Source organism: Pseudomonas mandelii, from assembly GCF_900106065.1.
GTDB lineage: Bacteria > Pseudomonadota > Gammaproteobacteria > Pseudomonadales > Pseudomonadaceae > Aquipseudomonas > Aquipseudomonas mandelii.
This window is the reverse complement of record NZ_LT629796.1, coordinates 3,955,131-3,971,263: the sequence shown is the minus strand read 5'-3', so window position 1 is coordinate 3,971,263 and position 16,133 is coordinate 3,955,131. Positions and strand designations below refer to the sequence as shown.

Annotated in this window: 11 protein-coding genes; 3 read left to right on the top strand and 8 right to left on the bottom strand. The window is 58.9% G+C overall.

Annotation, left to right across the window (positions count from 1 at the left end; translation table 11 throughout):
• Positions 1-26: 26 nt before the first annotated feature.
• Positions 27-1,247 (bottom strand): aspartate aminotransferase family protein, encoded by a 1,221-nt coding sequence (locus BLU63_RS18330; RefSeq protein ID WP_083375931.1) that lies wholly within the window; start codon positions 1,245-1,247, stop codon positions 27-29.
• Positions 1,248-1,533: 286 nt separating this feature from the next.
• On the opposite strand from BLU63_RS18330, the gene BLU63_RS18325 reads away from it, so the two are divergent.
• Positions 1,534-6,399, top strand: coding sequence for a dermonecrotic toxin domain-containing protein (locus BLU63_RS18325; RefSeq protein ID WP_083375930.1), 4,866 nt, complete (start codon positions 1,534-1,536; stop codon positions 6,397-6,399).
• 2 nt (positions 6,400-6,401) lie between these two features.
• Here BLU63_RS18325 and BLU63_RS18320 read toward each other — a convergent pair whose 3' ends face one another.
• The 7 genes from BLU63_RS18320 to acs form a co-directional block, all read right to left on the bottom strand.
• Positions 6,402-7,382, bottom strand: a complete 981-nt coding sequence (locus BLU63_RS18320; protein WP_010457247.1) for a GlxA family transcriptional regulator — start codon at positions 7,380-7,382, stop codon at positions 6,402-6,404.
• A gap of 247 nt (positions 7,383-7,629) precedes the next feature.
• Positions 7,630-8,394: an ABC transporter ATP-binding protein gene (locus BLU63_RS18315; protein WP_010457249.1), complete on the bottom strand. Its 765-nt coding sequence runs from the start codon at positions 8,392-8,394 to the stop codon at positions 7,630-7,632.
• Between the two features lie 27 nt (positions 8,395-8,421).
• A complete protein-coding gene (locus BLU63_RS18310; RefSeq protein ID WP_083375929.1) occupies positions 8,422-9,534 on the bottom strand; it encodes a M14 family metallopeptidase in 1,113 nt (370 codons plus the stop codon).
• Position 9,535: 1 nt separating this feature from the next.
• On the bottom strand, positions 9,536-10,234 hold the full coding sequence (locus BLU63_RS18305; protein WP_010457252.1) for an ABC transporter permease: 699 nt from the start codon (positions 10,232-10,234) through the stop codon (positions 9,536-9,538).
• Positions 10,231-10,920 (bottom strand): ABC transporter permease, encoded by a 690-nt coding sequence (locus BLU63_RS18300; protein WP_010457254.1) that lies wholly within the window; start codon positions 10,918-10,920, stop codon positions 10,231-10,233. The genes BLU63_RS18305 and BLU63_RS18300 overlap by 4 nt, the downstream gene beginning before the upstream one ends.
• Before the next feature lie 91 nt (positions 10,921-11,011).
• Entirely contained in the window at positions 11,012-11,785 is a 774-nt protein-coding gene (locus BLU63_RS18295; RefSeq protein ID WP_010457256.1) for an ABC transporter substrate-binding protein, read from the bottom strand.
• Positions 11,786-12,485: 700 nt separating this feature from the next.
• The gene (gene acs / locus BLU63_RS18290) at positions 12,486-14,441 is read right to left on the bottom strand and encodes an acetate--CoA ligase (protein ID WP_083375928.1); all 1,956 of its coding nucleotides are present in this window, start codon (positions 14,439-14,441) and stop codon (positions 12,486-12,488) included.
• A gap of 460 nt (positions 14,442-14,901) precedes the next feature.
• Between acs and BLU63_RS18285 the strand changes: the two genes are divergently transcribed.
• The gene (locus BLU63_RS18285; protein ID WP_010457261.1) at positions 14,902-15,165 is read left to right on the top strand and encodes a DUF2790 domain-containing protein; all 264 of its coding nucleotides are present in this window, start codon (positions 14,902-14,904) and stop codon (positions 15,163-15,165) included.
• Positions 15,166-15,353: 188 nt separating this feature from the next.
• Positions 15,354-15,638, top strand: a complete 285-nt coding sequence (locus BLU63_RS18280; RefSeq protein WP_077748655.1) for a hypothetical protein — start codon at positions 15,354-15,356, stop codon at positions 15,636-15,638.
• Positions 15,639-16,133: the final 495 nt, after the last annotated feature.

Sequence of the window (16,133 nt, the reverse complement as noted above, 5' to 3'; positions counted from 1 at the left end):
TGAAATGTCAGGCGCCGAAGGGTCTATCAGGCTTGCGTCAACTTGGCCACAGCGCGTTCGAAGCGGTCCAGGCCCTCGTCGATGTCTGCGTCTTCAACCACCAGGCTTGGGGCAAAACGCACCACGTCGGGGCCGGCTTGCAGAATCATCAGGCCTTCACGCTCGGCGGCGTTGAAGACGTCTTTGGCCTTGCCTTTCCAGGCGTCGCTCAGTACACAACCGATCAACAGGCCCATGCCGCGGACCTTGGTGAAAATGCCGTACTTCTCACCGACCTGCTCAAGGCGCGCCTTGAACTTGGCATGCTTGGCCTTGACGCCAGCCAGCACTTCAGGGGTGTTGACCACGTCGATCACCGCTTCCCCGACCGCGCACGCCAGCGGGTTGCCGCCGTATGTGGTGCCGTGGGTGCCGACGACCAAATGCTTGGCCAGGTCTTCGGTGGTCAGCATCGCCGCGATCGGGAAACCGCCGCCCAGGCTCTTGGCGCTGGTCAGGATGTCCGGGACTACGCCGTAATGCTGATAGGCGAACAGGTGGCCGGTGCGACCCATGCCGGTCTGCACTTCGTCGAAGATCAGCAGCGCATTGTGCGCGGTGCACAGATCGCGAGCGCCTTGCAGGTACTCAAGCTCAGCCGGGATCACACCGCTTTCGCCCTGGATCGGTTCCAGAACCACGGCGCAGGTCTTGTCGGAAATGGCGGCTTTCAGCGCAGCCAGATCGTTGTACGGCACGTGGGTGATACCGGTGATCTTCGGACCGAAACCATCGGAATACTTGGACTGGCCACCGACGTTCACGGTGAACAGGGTACGGCCGTGGAAGCTGTTGAGCGCGGCGATGATTTCGTACTTCTCGCTGCCGAACCGATCAAAACCGACGCGACGGGCCAGCTTGAAGGCGGCCTCGTTGGCTTCGGCGCCGGAGTTGCAGAAGAAAGCACGCTCGGCAAAGGTGGCGTTGACCAGCTTATGTGCCAGGCGCAAGGCCGGCTCATTGGTGAACACGTTGGACACGTGCCACAGCTTGTTCGCCTGCTCGGTCAAGGCACTGACCAGCGCCGGGTGCGCATGGCCCAATACGTTAACGGCAATCCCGCCAGCGAAGTCGATCAGCTCGCGGCCAGACTGGTCCCAGACATGGGAACCGGCACCACGCACTGGAATGAATGCGGCAGGCGCGTAGTTGGGAACCATTACCTGGTCGAAATCGGCGCGTTCTACCGCAGCGTGCTCAACGGACATCGGAGTCTCCTGAAGAGGAACACTCGCCGGAAACTGGCGAGCGATGGGGGGATTGTAAGGACAGTTTTCAGCCCGGCCTTGCCGCCAAGCGACAACTTCTTATAGCGCAAACCCCGGTTTCAGCCGGGTTTACGGCAATGCGACATATAGGGTCGCAAAGGCGCAGTTTAAACCGCCGGCACAGGTTATAGGCAGGCTTGTCGAGCGGTGCGGTAAATATGTACCGCACCCGCCCCGTCATCGTCTGTTTTGCTGGCGACTCATCCAAACGCTAAGGGAATAGCGCATGAGTCGACACGAAAACGATCGCCCTTCAAATGTCGGTGGCAATGAATCCGCCACGCAACCGGACGATCACTACCATCATCTGTTCAACAACCTGCCGGCCTGGGTATTGGAAGCCTCGCCCGCGACACGCGATGCCCTCAAAACCGCCTCGCTTGCCGCGCCGCACTGGCACGGCACCGCGACATCCCTGCAACACCAGTCGCTGAAAAAGCTCAGCCAGGAACATTGGACCCAGCGAAATCGTCTGGACTCAACGCTGTTGAGGCTGCAAAGCGCACGCGCCTTCGCCGAAGCGTTGCTAAGCCCGGCCTTAAAAACCCGGTTTGATCTGGAAGTGGACGTTAAAACCACCTTCCTGCGCCTGTACATTCCACAAGCCGTGCCCTGGTTCGGGATCAAGACGGGCGCTGCGCGCACCTGGACCGTGTCGCTGCTCGACGCCGCCTTGCATAACTTTCAGGCATCGGAAATGGCGGCGGATGCTTACGAGCCCGCCTCGACGTTCATTACCGAACCATCGCCCGCAGGGCAGTTCGATACGCTGCCGGCGGTCAATCAGAAACTGACCATCGCTGCCTTTGTGAGGCTGTGCCGGGAACTGGACATCGGCGCCCGCTACACCACGTACCTCAAAGACAATCTTGGGCTGACCAACCCGGTGGCCGGCGCGGTGTTGAAAGCGAAGGTGATCAGCTCGCATAAAACGGCACTCAAAGCCGCGCTGCAAATGGCTCAAATCCGCAAGGATATTACGGAGGATGCCTATCACTCGATCCTGCGCCTTGTGGAAGGTCGTTCCGGGGCGCGACTCAATGGCCAGCCGCTGTACGGTCATGACCTGACCCTCATGTCCTCCTCCCTGACCGGGATTGTCGTCTTCGCGCCGAGCCTGGAGCGCGCGCGCAAGGGAACACGGATCATTGCCTACATTCCCGACGATCCCGAGCACCCGCTCAAGGAGTACCCGAACACCCTGGCGTTCATGACCGAGCTGACCCGCAAGCTACGCGCCCCGGCCTACCAGACGTTCTTCAGCCGCTTCGTCGAGCATAAGGAAAGGGGCCCTTTTTTTGCTGATCTCAACCGCCGCCTCCAGCGCGTGACCTGGCATCAACACAAGCGTGGCGACCCACTGCCGAGCTGGCGCGAAACACCCATCGACAGGCCTAACCTGCGGTTTTCAATGACGCCGTTCAGCGCGGACCTGTGGAACCATCTCTATCAGCGACAACTGAACAAGATCCTCAACGACGCCAGCACGCTGGCCGTCTCCACCGCCTCCGCCGACCGAAACGCGCGCTGGGCTTTGTGGGATGCCGTCAGCAAAGTAGCTTCGACGCTGCTTGAAATCGCAACATTCGTGGCATTGCCGTTCGTCCCGTTTCTTGGCGAAATAATGCTGGGTTATATGGCTTACCAGTTACTCGACGAAACATTCGAAGGCATCGTAGACCTGGCCGAAGGACTGAAAACAGAGGCGGTCGGGCATTTGATTACACTCGCTGAAACAGTGGTTGAGGTGGGCACATTCGCGGTGGGTGGTGCGATCGCTGCCGGCGCCTTCAGCCGTTTGCTTTCGCGCGAAGCGGTCGCGCTGGTCGACCCGCTCAAACCCGTCGCAACGCCGAAAGGAAAAACCCGCTACTGGAAGCCGGATCTGACCCCTTACGAACAGGCACAGCGTTTGCCCGAAGACGCCAAACCCGATCAGCTTGGCCTCTATCGCCACGGGGGCAAGACGCTGCTGCCTCTGGAAGGAAAACTGTATGCCGTGAAACCCGACGGCACCTCCAACGCGTTTCAGATTGAGCACCCGACCCGCGCCGATGCTTATCAGCCGTCTTTACTGCACAATCACCACGGCGCCTGGCACACCGAGCTGGAACAACCGCTGGAGTGGGATCGGGAAACGGTCATGCGTCGAATCGGCCAGGGTGTCGAGTCGTTCAGCAACGCCGAGCGCGAGCAGATCCTGCGGGTCAGCGGTTTCCACGACAACGCCGTGCGCGAAATGCATGTCGAACATTACCGCCCGCCTTCGCTGCTGACCGACACGATCAAGCGTTTCAAGATCAACCGGGACATCGACACCTTTATCGAGCAGATCGGCAGTGATCAACCCGAGCACTATCGAAAGGCTGATTCGACCCTGCAACATCAACTGCTGAGTGGCTACGACGGCTGGCCTGTCGACACGCCAATGCCGACAGCGCAAGCCCAAACATCAGCCTTCAGACAACGCACCGCAGAACTGGCCCGGGATTACCGCAAATCGCTGTTCGATCTGCGTTATCGCGCGCTGGAAAAAACCGATGACCTGCGGGTTCAGCGGCTGATTGATGATGTGCGGGGGTTACCTACCGATATCGCCGAGGAACTGGTGAGCAATGCGTCCGGCACGGAACTGAAACAGCTGCACAACGGCCGCACGCCCCAGCGTCTCAAGGACGCCGCGCTCAAAGCCATGGAGGCCGTGCGTGCTATCCGAGCCTCTGAAGGTTTTTATTCCGAAGCGTTGGACACCACCGACACCCACCGACTGGCCTTGCAAAGCCTGAACTCACTGCCCGATTTACCAGCCGGGTTGCGTATCGAAGTGCGGGACTACTCGGCCGAGGGGGCTTTGCGCGACAGCATTGGCCAACCCGATGCGCCCCTACAAAAAATACTGGTTCGCGCTGAAGACGGGACTTACCACGTACACCAAGACTCGGATTCGTCGCCGGAGGATTTTTATCAGGCCTTGTTCCGGGCGCTGCCGGATGCGCAACGCAACAAGTTGAACCCTTCGATCACAGATGCCCAGGTTCTTAAACAACGCATCGCCGAACACGCACTGGAGCAACCGGCCTTACGCAGGCTGTTTGCAAAAAATCCCCATCGGAAACCGTTCTATGACCCGACCACCATGCGCCTGCCCGGTGGTACCGAGGGCTACAGTCGAATCGCCCGCGAGACACCGACGCTCAACGACCGGGTGCGCGAGGTTTACCCCAACCTGCCTCAGGAAGAAATGCAGTCCATTGTCCAGACACTGCAACTTCATCCCGACGGTGCTCGCGTAGAACTTTCACGCTTGAGGAGGGAGTTGGCCCGACTGCATCAGGACCTGCGCGCCTGGGTCAGTGATTCCCCCACAACCCATCCTGAAACCGGAAGCCCGCTCAGTGAGCTTGATCAACAAGCCGAGCGAAACAACCGACGGTTGCTGGCCCAGGAAATCCAGCGCAGCTGGCGTCGACAGTCCGACCGGGATTTCGACACACCGGAGGGGGTGACCCAATATGTGCTCAGGTTTGCAGAGCCGATCCTCGGCGACTTGCCGTCGTTGACTGCCGATTTCAGTCATGTGTCGCAGCTGTCCCTGGAAGGCACCCGCAGCGCACAGGCCATTCCCGCGTTTCTACGAGGTTTCAGCGGGCTGCGCCGCCTGGAATTGCGCCGCTTTTCCCTGAACACCCTCCCCGACGCCATCAGCCAAATGCCCGACCTTCACGCCTTGGTCTTGAGCGATTGCGGCATCCGGGTCGACGCCGCCACGTGGTCGAAGCTGGCATCAATGAAGCAACTGGCCATGCTCGACCTGTACAAAAATCCGTTTGAAACCTTGCCGCATATCGACACGATGAGCGAGCTGGCGCACCTGGACCTGAGCGACACCCGCCAGACAGGGATTGCGGCCAGCCTTCTGCAACACCCGAAGCTTCAAACCCTCCTGCTGATGAACAACCACATCAGCGAGTTGCCTGCCGGGTTATTCGAGAGTTCGCTTTACGACAAGCGCGGCCTGCACCTCACCGACAACCCACTGTCGAACAGCGCGCGAGAATTGATCAAGCAACACCACTTCGAAACCGCCTACGACATGGGCGTCTATGCACCCGAAGCCGATATCGATCGGGTCAAGGCGCTGTACCCCAGCATGGAAATCGAGCAGGCGAGCGAGTTCGTCTACGAATTGCCGGGGACTCTGGAGGATGGCCGCAGCTATTTGACGCGCCTTGAACAAGAGCTCACCCAGCTGAAAAACGATTTGTCCGCGTGGACCGCCGATGTTCCGCAGCAGCACCCGGTGACGGGCGAACCGTTCAGTGACGAGCAACTCGTTGCCGAGCAAACGAACCGCGACGAATTCAAGCAAGCGCTCGAGAAGTGCTGGCAGCGCGAGTCGGAACTGGATGAGTTCAACGAAGCACTTGAGCCGACGTTCGAACTCAGGGTCCGTCCGGTCATCAATGGCGAACTGCCGACCTTGAGTGCGGACTTCAGCCATGTTTCCGCGCTTGAGGTTGACAGTGCCGAGGGCGCAACACGCCTGGGGCGTTTCCTTGAGTCCTTTCTCAACCTCAAAAGCCTGCGGCTACGCGAGTGTGACCTGGGTGACATTCCCGATTCGGTGTTCAAGATGGGACGCCTGCGCTCGCTGTCGCTCCCCGATTGCCGGGTCAGCCTTTCAGCGGAGTCGGCAAGTGCATTGGCGGGAATGGAGCAGCTTGATTACCTCGACCTGAGCTTTAACCCGTTGGGGCGCACGCCGGATCTAAGCCAAATGCCCGACTTGTCGACCGTGCTGCTCAACGACACCGGCATCACTGACATACCCGACGGCCTGCTTCAGCTGGCGGATCTCGACTGGGCTGACCTGAGCATGAATGCAATAACCGAGGTGCCCAGCGACCTGCTGGAATTGCCGGTGGAAATTGCTGAAAACATCACCTTGAGAGGCAATCCGTTTTCCCAGGAAAGCCTCGCGCGACTGGTCCGCTTCTTTGAACTGACCCGTGCGGATTTTGGCGTGGAGGAGGTCATCAACCGAGGGGAAATACAGGTGTCGACCTCAGAGGGTTCCGAGATCGACGAGTAACATCAGCCGCGCTCCGACGGCACCGACGACAACTCGAATGGACTGCTGCTGCGCCGCTGGTTGCGATCTTCCCGCGGCGTGGCACCGAAGAAGTTGCGGTAGGCGCTGGAGAAATGCGGCCCCGATGAGAAGCCACAGGACAGGCCGATCTGAATGATCGACTTGCTGGTTTGCATCAACATCTGCCGGGCCTTGTTCAGGCGAAGTTCCAGGTAGTACTGGCTCGGCACGCGGTTGAGGTATTGCTTGAAGATCCGCTCCAGTTGTCGACGGGACACGCACACGTGCTGGGCGATTTCATCGGTGGTCAGCGGCTCTTCGATGTTGGCTTCCATCAGCAACACCGCTTGGGTGAGCTTCGGATGGCTGGAACCGAGGCGGTTCTGCAGCGGGATGCGCTGGCGTTCGCCACCCTCGCGGATACGCTCGACTACCAGTTCTTCCGACACAGCGCCGGCCAGTTCGGCGCCGTGATCACGGGCCAGCACGGCCAGCAACAGATCGAGTACCGACAAGCCGCCACACGCGGTCAGTCGATCACGATCCCAATCGAACAGATGGCTGGTGGCGATCACTTTAGGGAAGCGTTCGGCGAAATCGTCCTGCCAGCGCCAATGCACGGCAGCGCGGTAACCGTCGAGCAAACCCAATTGCGCCAACGGGTAGACACCGGCAGACAAACCACCAATCACGCAACCGGCACGCACCAGTTGTTTCAGCGAACTGCTGAGCGCCGGCGCGAGGGTGGTCGGCGGCTCATCGGCGAGCAGAAACAGCTTCTGGAAGTTTTCGAGCTTGCCGGCCCACGGCTCACCCGGCAGTTGCCAGGCGCCTTCGGTCGGTGGTTCGGCCTGCAAAAACGACAATTCGTAGACAACATCCGGATGCACACGCTGGGCAACACGCAAGGCCTCCTCAGCCAGCGCAAGCGTCAGTGCTTTAGTGCTGGGCCAAATCAGGAAACCAATTCGATGGGCAGTCATGGCGGGCAATCCGAAACGAAAACAGTGATGAAGGCATGGGCCAATGCTAGCCCGTAAATGAACGCAAATCTCGAAACCTGCAGCATTCCCCTGTTGGAGCGAGGCTTGCCCGCGAGAACGGTGGTTCAGTCAACATGATTGCTGTCTGAACCACCGCATTCGCGGGCAAGCCCCGCTCCTGCAGGGATTGGGACCAGCCTTTAGGTTGCGAAGCATGCACTATCCCGGTGCGCAACGGGAGTTCGGTTTACTTCAGGCTGCCCGACAGGAATTGCTGCAAGCGTTCAGACTGTGGATTGACCAGCACTTCACGCGGGTTGCCGCTTTCTTCAACGATACCTTTGTGCAGGAACACCAGCTGATTCGACACTTCACGGGCGAAGCCCATTTCGTGCGTCACCACGACCATGGTCCGGCCTTCCAGCGCCAGGGCCTGCATCACTTTCAGTACGTCGCCGACCAGTTCCGGGTCGAGGGCCGAGGTCGGTTCGTCGAACAGCATCACCTCAGGCTCCATCGCCAGCGCACGGGCAATCGCCACGCGCTGCTGCTCGCCGCCGGACATGTGGCCCGGGTAAGCGTCTTTACGATGGGCCACGCCGACCTTGTTCAGGTAGTGCTCGGCTTTTTCACGGGCCTCGGCCTTGGACATGCCCAGCACGTGAACCGGCGCTTCCATGATGTTTTCCAGCGCGGTCATGTGCGACCACAGGTTGAAATGCTGGAACACCATCGACAGGCGCGAGCGCATGCGTTGCAGCTGTTTCGGGTCAGCCGCTTTCAGCGCGCCGTCCTTGTTCGCCACCAGTTTCAGCTCTTCGTTGTTGAGCAGAATCTTGCCCGCGTGCGGCTGCTCGAGCAGGTTGATGCAGCGCAGAAAAGTACTTTTGCCAGAGCCACTGGAGCCGATGATGCTGATCACATCACCAGCCGCCGCTTTCAGGGACACGCCCTTGAGCACTTCGTGACTGCCATAGCGTTTATGCAGGTCTTGGACTTCAAGTTTGTACATGCGGTCGGTTCTCACAAAAACAGTCAGTCAGTCGTTGAGCAAGCGCCCGTGACGCAGCGCTTCGCGCCCCGCCACCTTGGCCAGCCAGAAACCGGGTTGGGCATAACGCAGCCGTTCAATGGCAAACAGCACCCCGGACGTACCAGCACACACCGTGCTGACCCGATCCGATAACGGATCGATCACTTCGAAAATCTCGTCACCGGCTTCGATCCACTCACCGGGTTTACGCAAAAAGCTGATCACACCCGGGTGCGGCGCGAACAGCAACTCGGTGCCCTCGAACGGCATGCCTTCGCACGCCTCTTGCGCAGGCTTGGGCCATTCGCCGCTGATCAAGCCTTGCTCGGCGAGGAACGCCAGAATGCCTTCGGCATAAGCCTCGGCGTCCGCGCGACCGGTATCAGCCTGACCACCCAGTTCGATGGTTGTCGCCAGACAGGCCAGCGGAATCTGCGCATCCGGGAACTGACGCGACAAACGCAGCCACGGCAGCGAGCACGCCTCGTCAAAGGAACTGCCGCCGGAATCTTCCGCCAGCAGCCCCACTTTCACATTCAGGTGCGCGGCCAGCGAACGCCATTGCGGCCAGTGTTGCGGCAAGGCGTACATGTGCAGCGCCGCTTCGGCATCGCAATGCAAATCCAGCACGACATCAGCGGTGCACGCGTGGCTGAGCAAGATGCGCTGCATGCCTTGCAACTGACTCGCCGCCGGAGGCAATGCCGCCAGTGCGTCGCTCATGGCTTGGCGGATCAAGCGGATATTGGCGTGCAGATCATCGCCCAGGTGCCCGTCCAGCTCAGCGGCCACTGGCGCGCTCAGCTCGACGAAATCGCGGTTGAAATTCTTGCCGCTGCCCGCTTCGAAACGACCTTGATGGCTGCCTTGCAACAGTTGACCGAGGCCCAGTGGATTGGCCACCGGCACCAGCTCGATCACGCCGTTGAGCAGGCCTTGGGTTTCGAGTTCGGCCAGGCGCTTTTTAAGCTCCCAGGCCGTGCGCATTCCCGGCAGTTCATCGGCGTGGAGGCTGGCCTGGATGTAGGCCTTGCGCTCGCCACTGCCGAAGCGGAACACCGAGATCTGGCGCTCGCTGCCCAGGTGGTTCCACGGCAATACGTGATCGATGCGTTCCATATCAGTGCTTCCGCGGGGCCAGATAGCCCAGCCAGCGGCGCTCGGCCAGTTTGAACAGCTTCACCAGAATGAAGGTCAGGCACAGATAGAACACGCCGGCCGTGATGTACGCTTCGAACGGCAAGTAGTACTGAGCGTTGACCGTGCGCGCGGCGCCGGTGATGTCGATCAGGGTCACGATGGACGCCAGACTGGTGGTCTGCAGCATCATGATCACTTCGTTGCTGTACTGCGGCAGCGCCCGGCGCAGAGCCGATGGCAGCAGGATGCGCTTGTACATTTTGTAGCGCGACATGCCCATGGCCTTGGCCGCTTCGATCTCGCCGTTCGGCGTGGCGCGCAGGCTGCCGGCGATGATTTCGGCGGTGTAGGCGCTGGTGTTGATCGCAAAGGCCAGGCACGCACAGAACGTTGCACTGGACAGCCACGGCCACAAGAAGCTTTCACGTACCGCTTCGAACTGCGCCAGACCGTAGTAGATCAAGAACAGCTGCACCAGCATCGGCGTGCCGCGGATCACGTAGGTGTAGAGCCAGGCCGTCATGTTGACGACGGCGTTCTTGGAGACGCGCATCAAGCCCAGCGGCAACGCACACAGCAGGCCGAAAAACAGCGACAGCGCGAGCAATTTGAGGGTGGTCACCAGGCCGCCGAAGTACAGCGGCAAGGCCTCCCAAATGACGTTGTAGTCGAAGATCATAGATCAGCCGCCCTTACGCCTACCGAGTAGCGCTTCTCAAGGTGACGCAATGCCAGCAACGAGACACTGGTAATCACCAGGTACATCGCCGCCACTGCGAGGAAGAAGGTGAAAGGCTCGCGGGTGGCGTCTGCCGCCTGCTTGGCCTTGAACATCATGTCTTGCAGACCCACCACCGAAATCAGCGCGGTGGCCTTGGTCAGTACCAGCCAGTTGTTGGTGAAGCCCGGAATGGCCAGACGGATCATCTGCGGCACCAAAACCCGGAAGAACACCTGGAAACTGCTCATGCCGTAGGCCATGCCGGCTTCTGCCTGACCTTTGGGGATCGCCATGAAGGCGCCGCGGAAGGTTTCCGACAGGTACGCACCGAAGATGAAACCCAAGGTGCCGATACCGGCGGCCAGCGGGTTCAGGTCGATGTAGTCGTCAAAGCCGAGCATCGGTGCCACGCGGTTGAGCAGGTCCTGACCACCGTAGAAAATCAGCAGGATCAGTACCAGATCGGGAATACCGCGGATCACCGTGGAATACAGGTCGCCCAGCCAGGCCAGCCAGCGAACCGGCGACAGACGCAATGCCACGCCGATCAGGCCCAGAAAGATGGCCAGGACCATGGAGGACAAGGCGAGCTGAAGCGTCAGCCATGCGCCATCGAGGATGACAGCCCCGTAGCCTTTCAACATGATTCAGGTCCTCGAATGTTGGGATGAAAAAATGGCGCAAACCTCAGAGATCCTGTTGCTTGCGCCATTTCGGACTTGTCGCCGGGACGTGTTACTTGCCGTAGATGTCGAAGGCGAAGTATTTGTCCTGGATTTGCTTGTACTTGCCGTTCTCGCGAATGGCAGCGATCGCGGTGTTGATCTTGTCTTTCAGCGCGTCGCCCTTGCGAACCGCGATACCCACGCCGTCGCCGAAGTATTTGACGTCGGTGAAGGCCGGGCCAACGAAGGCGAAACCTTTGCCAGCGTCGGTTTTCAGGAAACCGTCATCGAGCAGCGTAGCGTCTGCCACGGTGCCGTCGAGGCGGCCAGCGGCCACGTCAAGATAGATTTCGTTCTGCGAACCGTAAGGCTTGATCTCGGCACCCAGCGGGGCCAGGACTTCGCGGGCGAAACGCTCGTGGATCGAACCACGTTGCACGCCGATGTTTTTGCCCTTGAGCTCAGTCAGGCCTTCGCTGACTTGAGTGCCGGCCTTCATGACCAGGCGCGCCGGGGTGTTGTAGTACTTGTTGGTGAAGTCCACGGATTTCTTGCGGTCTTCAGTGATCGACATGGACGACAGGATCGCGTCGATCTTGCGCACTTTGAGCGCCGGGATCAGACCGTCGAACTCTTGCTCGACCCAAGTGCACTTGACCTTCATCTCTTCGCACAGAGCGTTGCCGATGTCGTAGTCAAAACCAACAATGCTGCCGTCCGGTGCTTTGGAAGCAAACGGAGGGTAAGCCGCTTCGATACCGATTTTCAGAGGTTTTTCATCAGCGAAAGTCGGCAGGGACAGCACGGACAGTGCCAGGGCGCCAAGCAGCACGAGTTTCTTCATCTTGGGACTCCATCGGTAAAGGGCTAAAACGGCAGAGTGAGCGACAGCCCAATATGCGAATGAGTGGAACCGCAAAGCGGTGCTGCGTCGTAGGAACCGCGCGCTTTTTTCAACGCGAGCCACAACGAGCGAGTGATCGGCATTCTAACGACAGGCCCGAAGCCGATATTTCTTCAATGCGACAACTAATTACAGATGCACCGAGAAAGCCGCTTGAGCGCGTTGACAGCCCTGCAAATTCATGCAAGAGCAAAAGACAGTGAACCGATCACTGCTGCAAATTGCGGGCCTATTATTGGCAAACCCTTCTAATCCGGCAAGCGCAGCGTTGTGTCTTATTTTTTAGCCGGGCTGGAGAGGCCCGGGAGTGGGGGTTGGCGTTTCCCAATGCCCCGCATCGGAGCGCGCGGTTACACATTCAGTTACTTGAAGGGTGGCGGGTAACAGTGGGAAAGCACCTACAAGTGAAGTCGATAATTATTGGGCGTTGTTTATTGAGTGCCTGACAGATCGCCATCGCTAGCAGGCTAGCTCCCACAGGGATCTCCAGGGGATTCGCAATTTGAAACGAGCGCAGTTCCCTCTGTGGGAGCTAGCCTTCTAGCGATGAGGCCCGACCGGCCAACACAAAAACCTCAGACAAAAAAAGCCCCATCCGGCACAACACCGGATGGGGCTTTTACTGACTCAGAGATGTCGGTTAAGCGACATTCATGATCTTGTGCTCATCAATCAAATGCTGCACCACACCCGGATCCGCCAAGGTGGAGATATCACCCAACCCATCGTATTCGGCGGTCGCAATCTTGCGCAGGATCCGGCGCATGATCTTGCCCGAACGGGTTTTCGGCAGCCCCGGTGCCCACTGGATCACGTCCGGCGAAGCAATCGGACCGATCTCTTTACGCACCCAGTTTTTCAGTTCCAGACGCAGTTGCTCGCTCGGCTCTTCACCCGCGATCAACGTGACGTAGACATAAATGCCCTGCCCCTTGATGTCGTGCGGCACACCGACCACGGCCGCTTCGGCAACTTTCGGGTGCGCAACCATCGCGCTTTCGATCTCGGCGGTGCCCATGCGGTGGCCGGACACGTTGAGCACGTCGTCCACACGCCCGGTGATCCAGTAGTAACCGTCTTCATCGCGACGTGCGCCGTCACCGGTGAAGTACATGCCACGGAAGGTCTTGAAGTAGGTGTCGACGAAGCGGTCATGGTCGCCGTACAGCGTGCGCGCCTGGCCTGGCCACGAATCGAGAATCACCAGGTTGCCTTCGGCCACGCCTTCGATGATGTTGCCCAGGTTGTCGACCAACGCTGGCACCACGCCGAAGAACGGACGCGCCGCCGAACCCGGCTTGAGGGCGTGGGCGCCCGGCAGCGGGCTCATCATGTTGCCGCCGGTTTCGGTCTGCCACCAGGTGTCGACGATCGGGCAACGGGACTTGCCCACATTCTTGTAGTACCAGTCCCAGGCTTCCGGGTTGATCGGCTCACCCACCGAACCCAACAGACGCAAACTGCTGCCATCAGCACCTTCAACAGCGGCTTGACCCGACGCCATCATCGCGCGGATCGCGGTCGGTGCGGTGTAGAGGATGTTGACCTTGTGCTTGTCGACGATCTTCGCCACCCGGGTGATGTCCGGATAGTTCGGCACGCCTTCGAACAGCAGCGTGGTTGCGCCGTTGGCCAATGGGCCATAGACGATATAGCTGTGGCCAGTGACCCAGCCGACGTCGGCGGTGCACCAGTAAACTTCGCCCGGGCGGTAGTCGAACACGCGCTCGTGGGTCATGGCGGCGTACAGCAAGTAACCGCCGGTGGTGTGCTGCACACCCTTCGGCTTGCCAGTCGAACCGGAGGTGTAAAGGATGAACAGCGCTTCTTCAGCGCCCATCTCTTTCGGCGCGCAGACACTGCCCGCCACTTTCATCAGGTCTTCGTACCAGATGTCGCGATGCTGGTTCCACTTGATGTTGCCACCAGTGCGCTTGCACACGATGACCTTCTGGATGCTGCTGGTTTCCGGGTTGGTCAGCGCGTCATCGACGTTGGACTTGAGCGGGATCTTCTTACCGGCACGAATGCCTTCGTCAGCGGTGATGACCACTTTGGATTTGCAGTCGATGATGCGACCGGCCAGGGCTTCCGGCGAGAAACCACCGAACACCACCGAGTGAATCGCGCCGATCCGGGTGCAGGCCAGCATGGCGACCACGGCTTCGGGGATCATCGGCATATAGATAGTCACCACGTCGCCGCGGTGCACATCCTGGCCGCGCAAGGCGTTGGCGAACTTGCAGACTTGTTCGTGCAGCTCGCGGTAGGTGATGTTGCGGCTTTCGGCCGGGTCATCCCCTTCCCAAATGATCGCCACTTGATCGCCGCGCTCGGCCAGATGACGGTCGAGGCAGTTGTAGGAAACGTTGAGGGTGCCGTCGGCGAACCATTTGATGTCGACATGGTGATCGTCGAAGGAGGTTTGCTTCACCGTGGTGAAAGGCTTGATCCAGTCGAGGCGCTTGGCTTGCTCGCGCCAGAAGCCGTCCGGGTTGACGACCGACTGCTGGTACATGGCTTTGTAGGTTGCCTCGTCAGTCAGCGTATTGGCCAGAACCTCGGGACGAACGGGATACAGAGAAGCCGCACTCATCTTTCTTACCTCGGTGGAATAGTTGTTTTTGTATGGCCCCAGTTGTAGCCGGGCCGGGCCTATAGAACCATTCGACGATGGTAGTAACAAGCCCCTACAAATTACCGTGATAAGCCTGGAATGCGCCGCTAAAAGCACACCACCCCCCTGTGGGAGCGAGGCTTGCCCGCGAAGAACGATAACGCGGCCCACCAGAAAACCACATCACCGAGATCGCCAATTGTTCGGTTTCTACCACCTTAATCGGTGATTGTTACGAAATCTGTCAAAGGTGTTTATCAAAACCCCACCTATATGAATGCACCCCCCACGCCTAAAATCAGCCCGCCAACAAGGCAACGTGATTAACCAAGTTGCAGCCCCCACGAAGGCCGTTAATCCAAGACTCTTTAATCAAGCTCCACACGCAACCCCAAAAAGGTTGCGTGACCCCATTCGACCTCTAAAAGGTAAATCTGAAATGAAAGCTTTATTAGTTCTGGCCCTCAGCAGCCTGTGCGCAACCGCCATGGCAGACGAGGTCCCGACTGATGTCGCACAGCAGAAACCCGCCATCGAGGAATACACTTACTCGACTCACCTGGACATCGCCAAAGTTATCTCCATGAGTGAAGTTCCTAATGTGTGCGAAGTTGTTCCGGTGAAAATGGAATACGACGACTCCCAAGGTCAACGCCACATCCTGCGCTACAGCATCATGGGCAACGGCTGCACTAACGGCTGATCACCCGCCCGCCTCATAACGGTTCGACCCATCCGCCCCGCCCTTTCAAGGCTGATGCAGCGCCGAACCGTACATATCGATTAATACGATTATTTTAAGCATTTATTTGCGCTTTTTAATCAAATTAGTTGGCGTAGCATTCACTCCATACCCAAGGCACAAAACGCCAACGAACCTGGAGCACTACCATGAAAACCAAACTGATCCTCGCCCTGACCCTTTCTGTTCTGGCCGCCAACACCTTCGCTGCTGACGGTTTCGACCGCACTGTCGCTTCTGACGGCTACGACCGTACCGGTACGGCTTCCTTTGCCGCCGATGGTGCCGATCACGTCGGTGCAGCCAAACTGGCTTCGGATGGCTTTGATCACACCGGCGCCGCCAAAGTCGCCGCTGATGGCTTCGATCACACCGGTGCGGCCAAACTCGCTGCCGATGGCGCCGATCACGTCGGTGCGGCACGCCTGAGCTGATCATCGAGCGTGACTTTACAGCCCGGCTTCGGTCGGGCTTAGTTGTGTCTTGAACCACCGAAAACCGATTCAAAACACAACATGTAGTGAAAAACCGGTTTTTTTGCCTATTTTTTGAACAAAAAAGTAGCGCATCAAAATTTATGAAAAAAAATCTTAACCCGCGATCTCCAGCCAAAGCCCTGTAAACCCTCGCTCCGACCGAAAAACCCGCCTTCTCGACCGCTCCATGCGCGGATTCGCCCCACCACGGCCGCAAAAATTTCCCTATAATGCCGGCTTAAACGGGCCTGCAATATTCCCTTACAGGGATAACAGCCAGTCTGAAGCCCACGCCGACGTCCTCACCGATTTCTGCGCCCCTCAGAGGCTCTCGGAACCCCGTAAAAATTTATGTTTATTTGCCTGCGTGTACCGCTGCAAAAAACGCTATCCAACGCGGCCAGTACGGCCGTGTGAAAAATAACCAATCAGTTTTCACACGGGCATCTGGCC